The 15,972-nt window shown below is 72.8% G+C and carries 10 protein-coding genes; 2 read left to right on the forward strand and 8 right to left on the reverse strand.

Features of this window, described 5'->3' with window-relative positions; all coding sequences use genetic code 11:
- A partial coding sequence (locus ACGFIA_RS28445; protein WP_357475016.1) for an N-acetylmuramoyl-L-alanine amidase occupies window positions 1-1,214 on the reverse strand: 1,214 nt, incomplete at its 3' end.
- A 20-nt stretch (window positions 1,215-1,234) separates the two neighbouring features.
- Window positions 1,235-2,683, reverse strand: a complete 1,449-nt coding sequence (locus ACGFIA_RS28450) for an FG-GAP repeat domain-containing protein (RefSeq protein WP_393262983.1) — start codon at window positions 2,681-2,683, stop codon at window positions 1,235-1,237.
- A gap of 243 nt (window positions 2,684-2,926) precedes the next feature.
- On the opposite strand from ACGFIA_RS28450, the gene ACGFIA_RS28455 reads away from it, so the two are divergent.
- On the forward strand, window positions 2,927-3,991 hold the full coding sequence (locus tag ACGFIA_RS28455; RefSeq protein WP_357390991.1) for a LacI family DNA-binding transcriptional regulator: 1,065 nt from the start codon (window positions 2,927-2,929) through the stop codon (window positions 3,989-3,991).
- On the opposite strand, the gene ACGFIA_RS28460 is transcribed toward ACGFIA_RS28455, so the two are convergent.
- From ACGFIA_RS28460 to ACGFIA_RS28485, 6 genes are read right to left on the reverse strand one after another with little or no spacing between them, the layout of a single operon-like run.
- Window positions 3,981-5,615, reverse strand: coding sequence for a fucose isomerase (locus tag ACGFIA_RS28460; RefSeq protein WP_357390989.1), 1,635 nt, complete (start codon window positions 5,613-5,615; stop codon window positions 3,981-3,983). The two genes, ACGFIA_RS28455 and ACGFIA_RS28460, sit on opposite strands and share 11 nt — an antisense overlap.
- 52 nt (window positions 5,616-5,667) lie before the next feature.
- Window positions 5,668-6,660 (reverse strand): substrate-binding domain-containing protein, encoded by a 993-nt coding sequence (locus ACGFIA_RS28465; protein ID WP_357390987.1) that lies wholly within the window; start codon window positions 6,658-6,660, stop codon window positions 5,668-5,670.
- 25 nt (window positions 6,661-6,685) lie between these two features.
- The gene (locus ACGFIA_RS28470) at window positions 6,686-7,780 is read right to left on the reverse strand and encodes an ABC transporter permease (RefSeq protein WP_357390985.1); all 1,095 of its coding nucleotides are present in this window, start codon (window positions 7,778-7,780) and stop codon (window positions 6,686-6,688) included.
- Window positions 7,777-9,504, reverse strand: a complete 1,728-nt coding sequence (locus ACGFIA_RS28475) for an ATP-binding cassette domain-containing protein (protein WP_357390983.1) — start codon at window positions 9,502-9,504, stop codon at window positions 7,777-7,779. The genes ACGFIA_RS28470 and ACGFIA_RS28475 overlap by 4 nt, the downstream gene beginning before the upstream one ends.
- Complete coding sequence (locus ACGFIA_RS28480; RefSeq protein ID WP_357390981.1) at window positions 9,501-11,624, reverse strand: family 43 glycosylhydrolase; 2,124 nt, start codon at window positions 11,622-11,624, stop codon at window positions 9,501-9,503. Before ACGFIA_RS28480 ends, ACGFIA_RS28475 begins: the two co-directional genes overlap by 4 nt.
- On the reverse strand, window positions 11,624-14,911 hold the full coding sequence (locus tag ACGFIA_RS28485; RefSeq protein ID WP_393262988.1) for a DUF2961 domain-containing protein: 3,288 nt from the start codon (window positions 14,909-14,911) through the stop codon (window positions 11,624-11,626). Before ACGFIA_RS28485 ends, ACGFIA_RS28480 begins: the two co-directional genes overlap by 1 nt.
- 393 nt (window positions 14,912-15,304) lie before the next feature.
- On the opposite strand from ACGFIA_RS28485, the gene ACGFIA_RS28490 reads away from it, so the two are divergent.
- Window positions 15,305-15,972, forward strand: a 668-nt coding sequence (locus ACGFIA_RS28490; RefSeq protein WP_357475024.1) for a M23 family metallopeptidase, incomplete at its 3' end; no start/stop codon positions are given.

The raw sequence follows: 15,972 nt of genomic DNA on the forward strand, positions 1-15,972 counted from the left end.
GACACGTAGGCGTCGGCGAGTGAGCCGTGCGTGAACGCCACCACGTCATCCCGGCCGTCACCGTTGAAATCGGTCGGCGAACCACCGAAATACCGCGCGGCCGGCCCGCCACCGCCCTGGTTAACCAGTGAGAGGTAGTAGTTCCAGTTCCAGTTCGGCCCCGGGTCGGTGTGGTCGTTGCCCGGGATCTCGTTGTGCCCCTTGATTCCGGTCCGGTTCTTCGGGATGCCGTACTTGTCGCACAGGTAGCGCGTCAGCGCGGCCGAGGAACGGTACATCGCGTCGGTGAACCAGGCCGGGTTGTCCACGTACCCCTCGTGCTCGATGCCGACGCCGTACGCGTTGCCGGACCGGGCGTGGTACGCGGTGTCGCCCTCGCGGACCATCTGGGTGATCTCGCCGTTGCTGGACTTCACCACGTAGTGGGCGCTGACGCCGGACGACGGGTTCTGGAACCAGCTGACGGTGCCGGCGTACGAGCCCTGGGTGACGTGGAGGATCACGGTGGTGATCCGGCTGGACCGCCCGACGCCGTAGTTCGCGCCGTTCGCGGCGACCCACCGCGCCGCCGGGTACTCCGGCACGGCGGCGGCGAGCGTACGGGACGCCGTGCCGGCGGGCGGAACCGTGGCGTAGCGGCCGCGCTCCGGCTCGACCCGGTACGCCCGGACCGGCACGGCGCCCGGGATGCCCTGCTGCACCAGCTCGTAGATCCCGTCCGCGTACAGGCGGGCGGTGGCGTCGTCTGCCGCGCCGCCGTACCGCGCCACCACCGGATACCAGGCGGTGACCCGGTCCCGGTCCCGCGCGGTCAGCCCTTCGGCGTCGGCCAGTTCGCGCAGCACCGCCGCGCCGCCGCGGATGTTGGCGGGCGTGACGGTCTTCAGGCGCGCGACCGGCTCACCGGTCAACGCCGCCGCCCGTTCCAGGCTGCGCTGGGCGGGGTTGCTCACCAGGTGCATCACCCCGTAGCCGTTCGCCTGGCTCGGCTTGCCGCCGTGCCCGTCCAGGCGGGACTCGCCGTAGCCGACCGCCACCAGGACGTCCCGGGGCACGTCGTACTCCTGCGCCGCCCGCACGAAGGCGGTGTCCAGCGCGGTACGGCCCGGCGGCGTCGCGGACGCGGACGCGGGCTGCACCGCGACCGCGCCGGCGAGCGCCGCGGCCAGCAGGGCGACGCCGACGCGCCGCCGTCTCCGTCGTGTTCCGGCCACGGGGGCCTCCCATCCTGGCGTCACAGCGTCACCTCACCGGTGAGGCCGAAGTAGTCGTGCCACTTGCTGCTGGCACCGAACGTGGTGCCGGTGGACAGGGCGACGTAGACGTCGTTCGTGGCGCCCTTGGTGAAGACGATGAGGTCGTCTTTGCCGTCGCCGTTGGCGTCGGCGAGGTAGGGGAATTCGCCGGGGAGGCAGAAGAAGTCGTGCCATTTGATGGTGGTGCCGGTGAACGACGAACCGGTGGAGGTGGCGGCGTAGACGTCGGCGTCGGTGTTGCAGGTGAAGGTGACGATGTCGTCGCGTCCGTCGCCGTTGATGTCGCCGACGCGGGGTTGTTCGGTGCCGACGGCGAACAGGTCGTGCCACTTCTGCGGCGCCCCGAAACCACTGCCCGTCGACAGGGCGACGATCACGTCCGCCGCCGACGCGGGGCCCTGGGTGAAGGTGATGATGTCATCGCGGCCGTCGCCGTTGACGTCCCCGAGCGCGGGGAACTCCCCGGCGATGGAGAAGTAGTCGTGCCACTTCACCGCCGTACCGGCGAACGACGAACCGGTCGACAACGCCACGTAGACGTCCGCCGTCGCGTCGTGCGTGAACGCGACGATGTCGTCGCGGCCGTCGCCGTTGACGTCGCCGACGGCGGCGATCTCCGCGCCGGGGGCGAACCAGTCGTGCCACCTGCCCGGCGACGTGAACGCCGACCCGTTCGACAGCGCCACGTACACGTCGCCGGTGTTGCCGTGCGCGAACGTGACGATGTCGTCGCGGCCGTCGCCGTTGACGTCGCCCGTCGACGCGGTCTCCCCGCCGATGGAGAAGAAGTCGTTCCACTTCACCGACGTCCCGGCGAAGCCGGTGCCGGTCGACGTGCTCGCGTACACGTCGGCGGTGGCGTTCTGGGTGAAGGTGAGGATGTCGTCGCGGCCGTCGCCGTTGACGTCCGTCGACGAGCCGCCGGCCATGCCGTGGGTACGCGCCGCCTGGTTGAGCAGCGTCCGCGCGGTCGCCGCCGCCTGGTCGTACCGGTCGGGGAAGCCTGACCGCTGGACGCACTGGGCGACCTGGCCGGCGGTGTGGCCGGGGTTGTTGCGGTCGCAGGTGATCGCGCGGGTGACGTACTGCGTGGTGGCGTAGACCGGGTCCATGATCTGCTCCAGGGTGCCCCAGCCGTAGTCCCAGCGCTGCTGGAACACGCCCAGGCTCGACTTGTCGCCGCAGGGCAGGTTGTTCATGTGGGACTCGACCCACCCCGCCTCGAAGGTGGAGAGCATGACCTTGTCGTCGACGTTGTACGACCGGGCCACCCGGTAGACGATCACGGTGACGGCGGGGTCGTGGGTGGCCGGGACGGACGGGCAGGCGAGCGTGCCGATCGGTACGGCGGCCGCCGGCGCGCCGACCGCGCCGGCCGCCGTGACGGTGCAGAGCGCGACAAGCAGCGCCAGCAGGTTTCGTCTCACCATGCTCCTCGGGGGTGTGGGCTGACCAGGCGGCGCCGGGCGAGAAATCGATTGCTGACGAGTCTCGTAGTCATCCACATCGATGTCAATAGCGCCGGCGGGCCCGGCCCACCCGGCCGGAAATCGATTGCTGGACGGGTATAGGATTCCGAGCGATCTCCCGCGGTGGCGGTCTCCCTCCGGTACGTCACCATCCGACGGGGGCCGGGTCGGAGCAGCCCGGGCGACGACGACGGGAGCGCGATGACGACCATCTACGACGTGGCGCGTCGCGCGGGAGTGTCACCGGCGACCGTCTCCCGCGTCCTCAACGGGCGCGCCTCGGTCGACCCGGAGATGGCCGCCCGGGTGCGGCAGGCCGCGCAGGACCTGGACTACCGCCCGAACGCCGTCGCGCGCAGCCTGCGCCGCAGCCGGACCAGTCTCTGGGCGGTCATCATCTCCGACATCGGGAACCCGTTCTTCACCTCGATGGTGCGCGGCGTCGAGGACGTCGCGCAGGAGGCCGGCTTCTCCGTCGTGCTCTGCAACGGCGACGAGGACCCGGAGAAGGAGGCCCGCTACGTGGCGGCGGCCCTGGCCGAGCGGATGGCCGGGGTGATCATCTCCTCGTCCGGGAAGCCCGCCCTGATCAGCCGCCTGGTGCAGGCGCGCATCCCGGTCGTGGCGATCGACCGGCAACCGCGCGGCGTCGAGGTGGACACCGTGCTGGTGGACAACACCCACGGCGCCGAGCAGGCGACCGCCCACCTGGTGCACAGCGGTTACCGGCGGATCGCGTGCATCACCGGCCCGCGCCGGATCTCCACCGCCATGCAGCGGCTGCGGGGCTACCAGCGGGCCCTGAAGGCCAGCGGACGCCAGGCCACCGAGGACCTGATCCGGTACGCCGACTTCCGCGAGGAGGGCGGCTACCGCGCGATGGCCTCGCTGCTGGAGACCGCCGAGCCGCCGGACGCGGTGTTCGCGGCGAACAACCTGATGACGGTGGGCGCCGTCGAATGCCTCGTGGACAACGGCATCGGCGTACCCGACCCGTTCGGCATCGTCGGGTTCGACGACATCCCGTGGGCGCACCTGGTCCGGCCCTCGCTGAGCACCGTCGCACAGCCCACGTACGACCTGGGACGGACCGCCGCGACGCTGCTGGTCGAGCGGATCGCCGACCCGGCCAAGGTGCCCTCGACCGTGGTGCTCCACACCGAGCTGCGGGTCCGTGAGAGCTCGGCGCCGTCGGCCCGCCGGCGGGGCCGAGCCGCCGGCCGTACCCCGTCGCACGGCACTGCCGCCGGCTCGCTCAGATCGTGACCTCCCCGCACAGGTGCACCCGTACGCCCAGCTCGGCGAAGAGGGCGGCCTTGACCCGTAGCGCGCGGTCGGCGGTGTCGGCGTCGGGCCCGTAGACCACGTTGACGTGATTGGCCTTGTGCCGGGCCATCAACTGGTCGCGGCCCACGCCGTGCAGCACGGCGTGCATGATCGGCCACTGCGGTGTGGTGGCGTCCAGCCGCCGCCGGGTCTCCGCCTCGGGCAGCTCCACCACGGTGCCGCGCCCGAGGTCCACGTGCAGGCAGCCGTCCATCACGAACACCCGCGACCAGACGATCTCCCCCGGCTTCGACACGCCGCTGAGCGTGCCGCCGCCGAGCGGGAAGTACATCGGCGGCTGACGCATGCTGTACGACCTGTCGTAGCCGCCGTTGTGCGACGCGGGCACCGAACCGGAGATCTCGAAGACCCAGACGAAGTGCTCGCCGTACCGCTGTCCCCAGCGGATGTCGTGCAGCGTCGTCGCCGGGTCCAGGCCCATCGCGGTCCAGATCCGGTTGGTGACAAGCGAGTCCACAGCGACGCCCTCGTCGACCTCGTTGAAGTGCGGCAGCGCCGCGCCCGGGTACAGCTCCCGGGAGCCGTCCCGGCTGGTCACCGGGGGGCGTTCGACGTTGTTCAGCAGCCCTTCGGCCAGGTCGCTGGCCGGGACGGTGTCCTTGAGCCCCTGCTGGTACTGGATGCCGACCGCGTCCAGGCCGAAGTCGTCGGCGATGCGCAGCGCGGCGACGTACATCCGGCACTGGCTGAGCAGTTGGGCGTACGTCAGTTCGGTGGCCTCGTCGGTGCCGGTGTGGAACGTCATCCCGGCCGTCTCCAGCCAGGCGAGCACCGCCCGCGCCTCGGTGTCGGGCACCCGCGCCATCTCCGCCACGAGCGCGCTCTGCGAGAGGCGTTCCTTGAAGATGCCGATCGGGTTGAGCAGCTCGTCGTCGATGATGGCGTTGTACATGCCCATGCAGCCCTCGTCGAAGACTCCGATGACGGCCCGCTCGGAGACGAGCTGCCGGGCCAGCGCCACGCCGAGTTCGACCTCCTCGTCCGGCCGCAGCGCCGGCAGCGGGCGTACGTGGCTCTCGTCGTGCGTCACCTCGCCGGTCTCCAGCCACTTCTTCAGGCCGTCACGCGCCCACTCGTCGGTGAAGTCCTCACTCCACAGCGTCGAGTACCGCACGCCCGCCTTGGTGAGGCTGCCGGCGAGGTTGAGCAGGCCCACCAGCCCGGGGTACTGCCCGCTCCAGTTCGCCACCAGCAGGATCGGCCCGCGGTGGGCGCGCAGCCCGGCCAGCACGTGGTGGCTGTACTGCCAGACCGCCTCCACCACGATGAGCGGCACGTCGGCCGGGATGCTCCGGAAGACCTCGATCCCGGCGCGCTGGCTGTCGATGAAGCCGTGTCCTCTGACCGGGTCGACGTCGTGACCGCGCCGGACGTGCCAGCCGAGCGCGGTGACGGCGGCGGCGAGGTCGGCTTCGAGCTGCCGCTGGGTGGGCCAGCAGGTGACGTTCGCGCTCAGCCGCAGGTCGCCGCTGGCCACTGTGTAGACGGTGCGGGGCGGGGCGGCCGGACGCTCGACCGGCACGGGCAGTGTGTAACGGGTCACGGGGCGGCTCCCTCGACGGGCGGACGGTGGGCGGGACGGGACGCGGCCGCGTTCAGAGGCCACCGAGCTTCGCGTACGCCTCGGCGGCGTTCTCCCTGGTGATCCGCATGGTGCCCAGCGTGGTGGTACGCGGGACGTCCTCGGCGCAGTCGACGAGGATCTTCCGGGCCAGCTCGACCGCCTCCCGGCCGCCGGTGGCGTACTGGAACGTGGCGCCGAGCCGGCCCTGCTCGACGGCCTTGATCCCGCCGGAGGGCACCGGCAGCGCGTCGATTCCGGTGAACTTGATCCGCTGCACCATGCCCGCCGACTTCGCGGCGAGGTAGGCGCCCTCGGCCATCGGGTCGTTGTGCGCGTAGATCGCGGACACATCCGGGTGGGCCTTGATCAGCGCGTCCGCCACCGACTGTCCCTTCTCGCGCAGCCAGTCGCCGGGCTGGGAGGCGACGATCTGGATCTTCGGGTTGGCGGCGATGCCGTCGCGGAAGCCCTGCGCGCGCTCGGCGGCGGGGGTCGAGCCGGGCAGCCCGGCGATCTCGATCACCTTGCCGCCGTCGGGCAGCAGCGTCGTGGCGTAGAACTCGCCGGCCGCCTTGCCGATCGCCACGTTGTCGCCGCCGATGAACGCGGTGTACGCCTCCCCCTCGACCTTGCGGTCCAGCACGATCACCGGCACGCCCTGGTCGTACGCCTTCTTCACCACAGCGGTCAGCGGCTTGGCCTCGTTCGGCGAGATGATCAGCAGGTTGATCTTCTGGGTGAGGAAGTTCTCCACGTCGGCGACCTGCTTGCTGTTGTCCTGCGCGGCGTCGGAGACCACGACGCGGAAGCCGGGAACCGACTTCGCCGCCGTCTGCACGTCGTTGTTCATCACCTGCCGGTACGGCTCGGCGTTGTTGGCCTGGGACATGCCGATCAGGAAGTCCTTGCCGGCGCCGCAGGCGCGGGCCTGCCCGGCGTCGTCGGACGGTTTCTCGACGCTGCACCCCGTCGCCGCCAGCGCGCCGGTGACCAGCAGCGCGAGCAGTGTGGTTCGCTTGTCCATCGGTGGCTCCTCGGAGTCGGTTCGGTCAGGCGATGCCGCGGCGCAGCTTCTGCAACGCCGCCGCGAGCACGATCACCAGTCCTTTGATCAGCAGCTGGACGTTGGCGTCGATGTTGTTGAGCGCGAGGATGTTGTTGAGGATGCCGAGCAGCAGCGCGCCGGCCAGGGTGCCGCCCATCGAGCCGGAGCCGCCGGCCAGGCTGGTGCCGCCGATGACGACGGCGGCGATCGCATCCAGCTCGTATCCGGCGCCGTCGTTCGGGCTGCCCTGGTTGAGCTGTCCCGCGTGGACGACGCCGGCCACCGCCGCCAGGAGGCCGGCGACGGCGAACACGGCGACCTTGACCCGGGTCACGGGTACGCCCGAGAGCCGGGCCGCCTTCTCGTTGCCGCCGATCGCGTAGACGTGCCGGGCGAACGCTGTCGTCCGCAGCACCACGACAGCGGCCACCCCGATCAGGACGAACAGCACCGCCGGCACCGGGAGCACGCCGTTTATCGAGCCGTTCAGCAGTTCGAAGGCGGGCGGCGCCTCCTGGGGTCCGTCGCCGTAGGCGATCGGGATGCCGAGGCCGCCGGACCAGATCCGGGCGATGCCCCGGGCGACCTGGAGACCGGCCAGGGTGACGATGAACGACTGGATGCCGAGGCGGGCCACGGCGTATCCCTGGAGTGCGCCGAACAGCGCGCCGATCGCGAGCACCGCCGCGACGGCGGGCAGGATGCCCAGCCCGGAGTCGACCATGAGCGTCGCGGTGCCGACTGCCGACAGGCCGAGGATCGCCCCGACCGACAGGTCGATGCCGCCGAGCAGGATGACGAATGTCATTCCGATCGCGATGATGCCGATCTCCGACACCGCGCGGACGATGTTCCCCAGGTTGCCGGCGGTGAGGAAGAGGATCTCGCCGTCGCGGCGCGGTGAGGCGAGGATCGCCACGACGAAGACCACGAGCAGCGCGAAGAGGCTCTGCACCGCGAAGAGCCGGTCGGCGAGTTCCCGGCGGCTGCGCGGGCGGCGCAGCCAGCGGGCGGTGGCGCCGCGCAGCCCGACCGTACCGGCGGCGGGCGGCGCCTCGGTCACGGCCGGCTCGGGCGGCGGCACGCGGGTGTCGGTCATCTGTCGTCCCTTCCGCCGGCCGGGCCGCCCATCGCCGCCGCGAGGATGTCCTCGCCGGTGCAGCCGTCGGTGGCGAGGTCGGCCACGGCACGGCCGCGGCGCAGCACCACCACCCGGTCGCAGACGCCGAGCAGCTCGGGCAGTTCCGAGGAGGCGAGCAGGATGCCCATGCCGTCGTCGGCGAGCCGGCGCAGCAGCCGGTAGATCTCCGCCTTCGCCCCGATGTCGACGCCGCGGGTCGGCTCGTCCAACAGGAGCAGCCGCGGCTCGGTGAGCAGGTGCCGGGCGAAGACCACCTTTTGCTGGTTGCCGCCGGAGAGCGCGCCGACCGGCGTGGCCGCCGACGCCGTCTTGATCGCCAGGCCGGTGACCGACCGCGCGACGGCGGCCCGTTCCCGGCGTCGGCTGACGATCCCGGCCGAGGTCAGCCTGGACAGCGCGGCCAGCACGATGCTCCGGCCGACCGGGTGTTCCAGGACGAGCGCGGAACGGCGCCGGTCCTCGGGGACGAAGCCGACGCCGGCACGCAGCGCCGCGCGGGGACGGCGCGGCGCGTACGGGCGGCCGGCCAGCAGGACCGTGCCGGTGCGGCGGCCGGCGGGCCCGGCGCCGAAGAGGGTCTCCAGCAGTTCGGTACGGCCGGCGCCCATCAGTCCGGCCAGGCCGACGATCTCGCCTGCGCGCACGGTCAGGCTGACGCCGTCCGGCTCGCAGCGGCCGGGCCGGGGCGCCCGGGGCCGCACGGCCAGGTCGGTGACGCGCAACAGCGGACCGGCACCGGTCCCGGCCGTCTCGCGGCGCGGAGCGGACGTGCCGGCCACGTCCGCCGTTTCGGGATGCGGAGCGGGACTGCCGGCCGGGTCCGCCGGCTCGGGATGCGGAGCGGGACTGCCGGCGGCGTCCGCCGGCTCGGGATGCGGGCCGGGGCTGCCGGCCGGGGCGGGCTTGAACAGCGACGCGGCCCGGCCGCCGACCATCATCGCCACGATCCGCCGCCGGTCCATCCGGCCGGCCGGCACGACACCGGCGACCGAACCGTTGCGCAGCACCGTCGCGCGGTCCGCGACGACCTCGATCTCCTCCATCCGGTGGGAGATGTAGACGACACCGACGCCCCGCCGGCGCAGGCCGTCGACGGTGGTGAACAGCCGCCGCACCTCCCCGTCGGCGAGCGCGGCCGTCGGCTCGTCCATGACGAGCACGCGGGCGTCCAGGGCGAGCGCCTTGGCGATCTCGACGAGCTGCTGCTCCCCCACCCGCAGCGAGCCCACCGGGCGGCGCGGGTCGATGTCGGCGCCGAGCCGGTCCAGGTGCTCCCGCGCGGTACGCGCCGCGGCCCGCCGGTCGACTGTGCGCAGCCGGGTCCGGGGCTCCCGCCCGAGCACCAGGTTGTCGGCCACCGACAGCGCGGGCACCAGGTCGAGTTCCTGGTGGATGGTCGCGATGCCGGCGGCCTGGGCGGCGGCCGGGCCGGTGAACCGTACCGGCGTCCCGTCGACTGTGACCTCTCCGTCGTAGTCGGTGATGACGCCGGAGAGAATGTTGATCAGGGTGGACTTGCCCGCGCCGTTCTCGCCCAGCAGCGCGTGCACCTCACCGGCGCGCACGTCGAAGTCGACGCCGTGGAGGGCAGTCACGCCGCCGAACCGCTTGGCCACGCCGGTCGTAGCGACCACCACCCGGCCGCTCGGGCCGGGCGCGTCGCGGGTGTCCACGCCGGTCACGGGATCGCGTTTGTCGCGGCGTGCGCGGCGTCGGCGAACGGCACGTCCCGCCGGACCCCGCTCGCGGTCAGGCGCCAGGTGCCGCCCGCGTACTGGCCGGGCGCCCAGGACAGGCCGCCGGCGCGCCACAGCGGTTGCCAGGCGGCCATCGCGTGGCCGGCGTCGTACCAGGTGTTGTCGCCGCGCCAGGCCGACCCCCACCGGTGCGACGCGACCACCGAGAGCCCGTCGCCGGTGCTCATCGTCCAGCGGGGCATGCCGGTGACGTCACCCGTCGGCCGCGCCTCCACCGCCGGGTCGCCGACCAGCGGGGACGCGCCGTCGATGTTGAACGCCACCTCCCACACCGCTGCGGTCGGCCACCCGTTCACCGACCAGGTGACGTCGCTCTGCAACCCGGGGCCGGTCCACCGGGGCGTCACGGTGAGCAGCCAGTCGGCGGTGACCGGCTCGTCGCCGAACGGGATGCCGACCAGGTTGATCCGGGAGCCGTCGGCCGACACGTCGACCCGGGCCGGGGCGCCGGCCCGGTCGGTCACGTCGAACCGGCCGACGGCGAGGTACGGGCCGGTTCCCCGGTGCGACGAGTCGAGCGCGGGACGGTGGTTGCCGGCGCCGGCCGGGTCCACCGCCAGCTCGGCGATCCGGGCGCTGGGCCAGGTGCGCACGTCGGCGCGGAGGAAACCGGTGGTCACCGTCCAGCCGCGCGCCACCACGCCGGTCGACCAGGTCAGCGGCGCCAGCCAGAGCCCGCCCTGACCCCAGCCGGCGTGGGTCAGGTACCAGTTGGAGCCGTCCACCACGACCTCGGCGGCGTGCGCGTCCAGCACCGTCACCTTCTCCGCGCCGTCGAAGCGCAGCGGGTCGCGGCTGCGGTAGACGGCCGTCCGCCGGTACGCGGCGCCGTAGTCGGTGCCGTCGCAGCAGACGAAGAGGTACCACCAATCTCCTCGGCGCACCACGAACGGCGACTCCGTCTGCCCGCCCGCCTGCCCGGTGTGCGGCGACGTGTACGCGATCGCGCGGCCGCTCCACGAACGCAGGTCGGTGCTGGTCCGGTACGCCACGACGTGGTTGCCGCCGGACGGGCTCGACGTGGCCGTGTAGTACATGACCCAGCGGTCGCCGACCCGGGTCACCATCGGGTCGCGGCCCTCCCACCCGTCGGTGAACAGCGGGTTGGCGGAGCTGCGGGTCCAGGTGAACAGGTCGGTCGAGGTGGCCAGGTGCATGCGGTACCGGGCGTAGTCCGGGTTCCCGGCCGCGTAGAACATGTAGTAGACGCCGTCGTGGTGGACGACGTGCGGGGCCCAGATCCACTGCTCCCCGGCCCCGGGGTCGGCGGCCAGCGCCACCGGCCGTTTCGTCCACGGGCCGCTCGGGGTGGGCGCGGTGGCGTGCCCGAAGACCTTCTCGTCCTGCGGCGCGCCGGGTTCGGCGTGGGTGATGCCGAACAGGTGCCACACACCGGTCTGCTGGTGCCGTACCAGCGTGTGGTCGTTGTAGTACCAGGTCGTCGACTCCCCCGCGCTCGGGTCGTAGACGCGGGTGGACGCGCCCCGCGCCGGCGTCTCGCCGAGCGTCTCGTACGGCGTCGTGGTGACCGCCGCGAGCGGGCCGACGCGGCGCAGCGTCACCGTGTCGAGCCCGGCGAAGAAGCCGGTGGAGGACGCGGACCGGCCGGTCACCGTGACGGTGAGGCGGTGCGTGCCGGCCGCCAGCGACGCCGAGCCCAGCGGTACCGCGCCGGAGCGCTGCACCGCGCCCGCGTACCCGTCGAAGAGCTGGCCCACCGCGACCCCGTCGACGGCGAAGCGCAGCGTGCCGTAGTCGCCGGCCCGGGTGAGCACCGCGCCGAGGTCGTACTGCCCGGCCGGCACCGACGGCAGCGTGAGCGTCACCGAGTCACCGGCGCGGGCGCCCCGGAACCACAGTTGCCGTCCGCCGGACCAGCTCACCCCGCAGCAGTCGGCCTGCGCGCCGACCGGCGCGGTGGCGGAGACGACGGCGAGCGACTCGGCTTCGAACCGGACCGGGTCGTCGGCCGGTGCCGGACCGGCCGGGACGGCGGCCAGGGCCGCCCCGAGCAGGAGCGCCGCGAGGACACGTCGGGCGCGCATCACGACACGCTCGGGCGGGGCAGGTCGGCGCCGGGGGCGAACTGGTCGTGCCAGCGGCTCCCCGGTGGGCCGAATCCTCCGCCGGTGGAGAGCGAGACGAACACGTCAGCGGTCAGGCCCCTGGTGAACGTGACCACGTCGGCCCGCCCGTCACCGTTGAAGTCCCCCACGCCGGGCAGCTCGTCGCCGAAGGCGAAGTGGTCGTGCCACTTCCAGGAGTGCTGCACGAAGCGGCCGCCGTCGGAGAGCGACACGAACACGTCGCCGGTCGTACCCCTGGTGAACGTCACGATGTCGTCCCGGCCGTCACCGTCCACGTCGCCCACCGCCGGCAGCTCGTTGCCGACGGCGAAGCTGTCGTGCCACTTCCAGCCGTCCTCCACGAAGCGGGTGCCGTCGGAGAGCGACACGAACACGTCGCCGGTCGTACCCCTGGTGAACGTCACGATGTCGTCCCGGCCGTCGCCGTCCACGTCGCCCACCGCCGGGAACTCGTCGCCGAGCGCGAAGTGGTCGTGCCACTTCACACCGGGCCCGAAGCCGGAGCCGGTGGAGAGCGCCACGTAGACGTCGGCGGCGGCGCCGCGGGTGAACGTGACGATGTCGGCACGGCCGTCGCCGTTGACGTCGCCGACCGCCGGGATCTCGGCGCCGACGGCGAAGAAGTCGTGCCACTTGACCCCGGCGGCGTACCCGGCGCCGGTGGAGAGCCCGACGTAGACGTCCGCGCTGTCGCCACGGGTGAACGTGATGACGTCCGCGCGGCCGTCGCCGTTGACGTCGCCGGTGAGCGGCACCTCCGCCCCGACCGCGAAGAAGTCGTTCCAGGGCCGGCTGTCCGGCACGAAACGGGTGCCGTCGGAGAGCGAGGTGAACACGTCGGCGGCGGCGCCGCGGGTGAAGTCGACGGCGTCGTCGCGGCGGTCGCCGTCGGCGTCGCTGGTGTTTCGGGTACGGGTGGTGGCCGACACCTCGGCCGAGGGCGCGGCGGTGTTGCCCGACCCGTCGACCGTTACGACCCGGTAGTAGCGGGTCTGCGCGGCGGGCAGCGGACCGTGCCGGAACGTGGTGGCACGCGTCGTGCCGACCAGGTTGGCGGCGGTGATCACCACCCCGGGGCTTCGGGACGCGTAGACGCGGTAGGAGACCACGCCGACGTCGTCGGCGGAGGGGGACCAGGTCAGGCCCAGCGCGTGCACGCGCCCGCCGGTCAGGGCGAGACCGGCGACCGGGGCCGGGGCGACGGTGTCGGTGAACGGCGCCACCATGCTGTCGGCCAGGTACCGGGAGGCGGTCCAGGCGGGTGCGCCGCTCGCCGGGGTGAGCTGGACGGTCACCGCCGACCGGCCCGCCGTCAGCGCCGCCGGCAGCACGAACTCGTCGGCCAGCCAGCGCTGCCTGTCGTTGCCCAGCGGCTGGAGCCACACCCCGGCCGGTGTGCCGTCCACCGACACGGCCGCCTGCTGGAAGCCGCCGGCCTGGTCGCCGTGGCGGCGCAGCCGTACCCCCTGGTTGGCCGGGTCGATCGCCAGCCGGAAGCGGACCGGGGCGGTCGTCGCGCGGACCTGGCCGGTCTGCGGGACGTTGTCGTCGTCGCCCTCGAACGCGGCGGTGAGCGCGGTCTGGGTCGCCCCGGAGTCGGTGTACGCGTGCGCGGCGCGGCTGGCGGCGTCGCCGGTGACGACGGTGTCGGTCCGGCGCGTGGTGACGGTGCGCTGGGTGTAGAGGAACGCGGTCGAGGCGTACTCGGCGGGCATGTCGTTGGCCGGTCCGTGCTCGATGCCGAAGCGCAGCGCGGTGCCGTAGGCCACCGCGTCGCCGATCATCAGCCGGTAGGCGGCGTCGCACTCGTCGGCGCATCCGCCGCCGCGGACCAGGTGCGCGGTGTTGCCGGTGAAGACGCCGCTGTACTCGCCGCGGTTGAAGTACCAGCCCGACTCGTAGAAGTCCTCGGTGCCGGTGCCGTAGATCTGCGGCGTGGGCGAACCGTCCACGTACACCCGCTCGTCGCCCTCCAGGTAGTTGCGGGTGTTGCCGCCGATGATGTGGCCGCGCATGGTCTGCGAGACGCCCACGAACCGGCCCCGGCCGGACTGGTCGGCGATGATCCAGTCGGCGCCGCCGACCGTCTCCGCGCGGCGTGACTGGGTGGTGAAGTAGCCGGCGCTGCCGTCGGCGGCGAGCCGGGACGTCCACTCGGCGCCGGGCGCCGACGTCACCTCGACCTCGACGCCGCTGACTGTGGCGCCTGTCGTGTTGACGAGCGTCACGGCGGCGGCGGTGCGGAACGGCATCGGCCACCAGGCGCTGTACCAGCCGCCGGGCGCGGAGTCCATGGCGAACATCAGCGACCGGACGGTGCGCTCGCCCAGCCCGGCGCCGAAGAACTCCCCGACCGGGCTGTCCACCGTGGCGCGCCCGTCGAACGTCATCCGCAGCCGCAGCCGCAGCCCGGCGAGCGTCGGCGCGCCCGCCGCGGCGTCCGGTACGCGCAGCCGCAGCGCGGTGATCGCCCGCGGCCCGGTCAGCGCGGCCAGCGACACCTGGCCCTGCGCCGGGGCGGTGACGGTGGCTCGGGTGGTGGCGGCGCCGGCCTGGGCGGGCTTCGGGTCGCGGGTGCCGGCGGCGCGCAGCAGCGTGACCACGTCGGTGGCCGGGTCGGCCGGGTCGAACCGGGACACCCCTGCCGCGTCGGCGAAGGTGCGGTAGGCCACGTGGTGGAACAGCGGGTTGTTCTGGGTGGTGATCCGCATGGACTCCCGGTAGGGCATCGGCACCTTGACGGTGACGCCGCCGGACGTCTGGTCGGCGTTGCTGACGAGCGGCGCGACGAACGGGCTGCCGAGCCGCCCGTCGACCAGGTCCTGGAGGTCGGCCTGGACGACCACGACGCCGTCGAGTTCGACGCGGATCCAGCCGGTGGCGCGGACGTTGCCGTCGTCGCGGGTGAACCAGATCGACTGCACCTCGCCCGGGCCGCGCGCCTCGGCGATCACGCAGCCGCCGCTCTGGCGCAGGCACGACCAGGTGCCGACGAAGCCGTCGTCGTTGGAACCGTCGCGGCCGAAGCTGGAGAACTGGTGGGTACGGCTGCCGGCGGCCAGCTCCGGCAGGCGGTCGAGCCGCCGGTAGGCGTCCCAGCCGATCGGGCCCTTGTCGTCCGCGACGGCGAGAGCGGTAGCGGGCGCCGACGTGGCGGTCGGAGCGGCGGACGAGGCCGCGGGCACGGCCACGGCCAGCAGCGCGACTGCTGCGGCGCCGGCCCAACGGCTGAAGCGGAGCCTCATCGGTGTCCCTTCCGAGCGCCGTGAGATCAGCGAGAAATCGATTGCTGGCGAGTTAACTTCCCGACTTCCACGGTTGTCAATACCTTGCGCCCGGCTTTCCCTCCGGGGCAGGAATCTTCACGGCACGCCGGCCCCTGACCCGCCCAGCCAGGCCCGGCGGAACCGGCACTGAAGGAAGTTTTCCTCCGACACGAACCACCCCGGCGGGTATTGACAGGTTCCGAAGTCTGCGGTTTCACTTCTCCTCAGCGCCACCGTCCCGCCGATCGGGACGCCAGCCGCCCCTCCTCCGACGCGAACTGTCAGGGCCCGCCCGTCGGCGACACCGGCCCCTGGCCTGACGCGCCCAGGCGCCGCTCTGCCAGTGCATCCCCTCCGATGAGGAGTTTCCGCATGCCCAGCTTCCCGACACGTGCCGCCCGGCGCGCCCTCGTCGCGCTGCTCACACTGGCCGCGGCCACCCTCACCGCGGTCGTGGTCACCCCGTCACCGGCGCTGGCCGCGCCGAACTTCAAGGCGCCGTTCCCGTGCGGGCAGCGGTGGACGTACAGCCACCACAGCGCCGAGGTGCGGCAGGCGCTGGACTTCGTCCGGGCCGACGGCGGCGTCACCGGCGGTACGCCCCAGGTGGCGTCCGCCGCCGGAGTCGCCCGCCGCTACTCGCAGCCCAGCGGCGCCGGCAACTACATCGTCATCGACCACGGCGGCGGGTGGACCACCTACTACTTCCATCTCAGCGCCTATTCGGTGCCCGACGGCGCCTACGTGCAGCAGGGGCAGCAGATCGGGATCACCGGCAGCACCGGCAACTCCTCCGGGGCGCACGTGCACTACGAGCAGCTCTACAACGGCGTCGGCCAGGTCATCTCGATAAACGGCGTCTCGCTCGCGCCGTATCCCGGCCAGTACAACCAGAGGTTCCTGGTCAGCGACAACTGCGGTACGCCACCGCCGCCGCCCGCGCCCCGGTATTTCGGTGGTTCGCCGACCGATTTCAACGGTGACGGCCGGGATGACGTGGTGGCGTTCACGCACGGCTCACTCGCCGACGCCTACGTGTC

It is taken from the genome of Micromonospora sp. NPDC049203, assembly GCF_043197215.1.
Taxonomy (GTDB): domain Bacteria; phylum Actinomycetota; class Actinomycetes; order Mycobacteriales; family Micromonosporaceae; genus Micromonospora.

What these genes read in the sequence shown, in the direction of transcription:
- ACGFIA_RS28455 (WP_357390991.1), top strand. Translation starts at nt 2,927, where the DNA reads ATGACGACCATCTACGACGTGGCGCGTCGCGCGGGAGTGTCACCGGCG.
- ACGFIA_RS28465 (WP_357390987.1), bottom strand. Translation starts at nt 6,660, where the DNA reads ATGGACAAGCGAACCACACTGCTCGCGCTGCTGGTCACCGGCGCGCTG.
- ACGFIA_RS28470 (WP_357390985.1), bottom strand. Translation starts at nt 7,780, where the DNA reads ATGACCGACACCCGCGTGCCGCCGCCCGAGCCGGCCGTGACCGAGGCG.
- ACGFIA_RS28480 (WP_357390981.1), bottom strand. Translation starts at nt 11,624, where the DNA reads ATGCGCGCCCGACGTGTCCTCGCGGCGCTCCTGCTCGGGGCGGCCCTG.
- ACGFIA_RS28485 (WP_393262988.1), bottom strand. Translation starts at nt 14,911, where the DNA reads ATGAGGCTCCGCTTCAGCCGTTGGGCCGGCGCCGCAGCAGTCGCGCTG.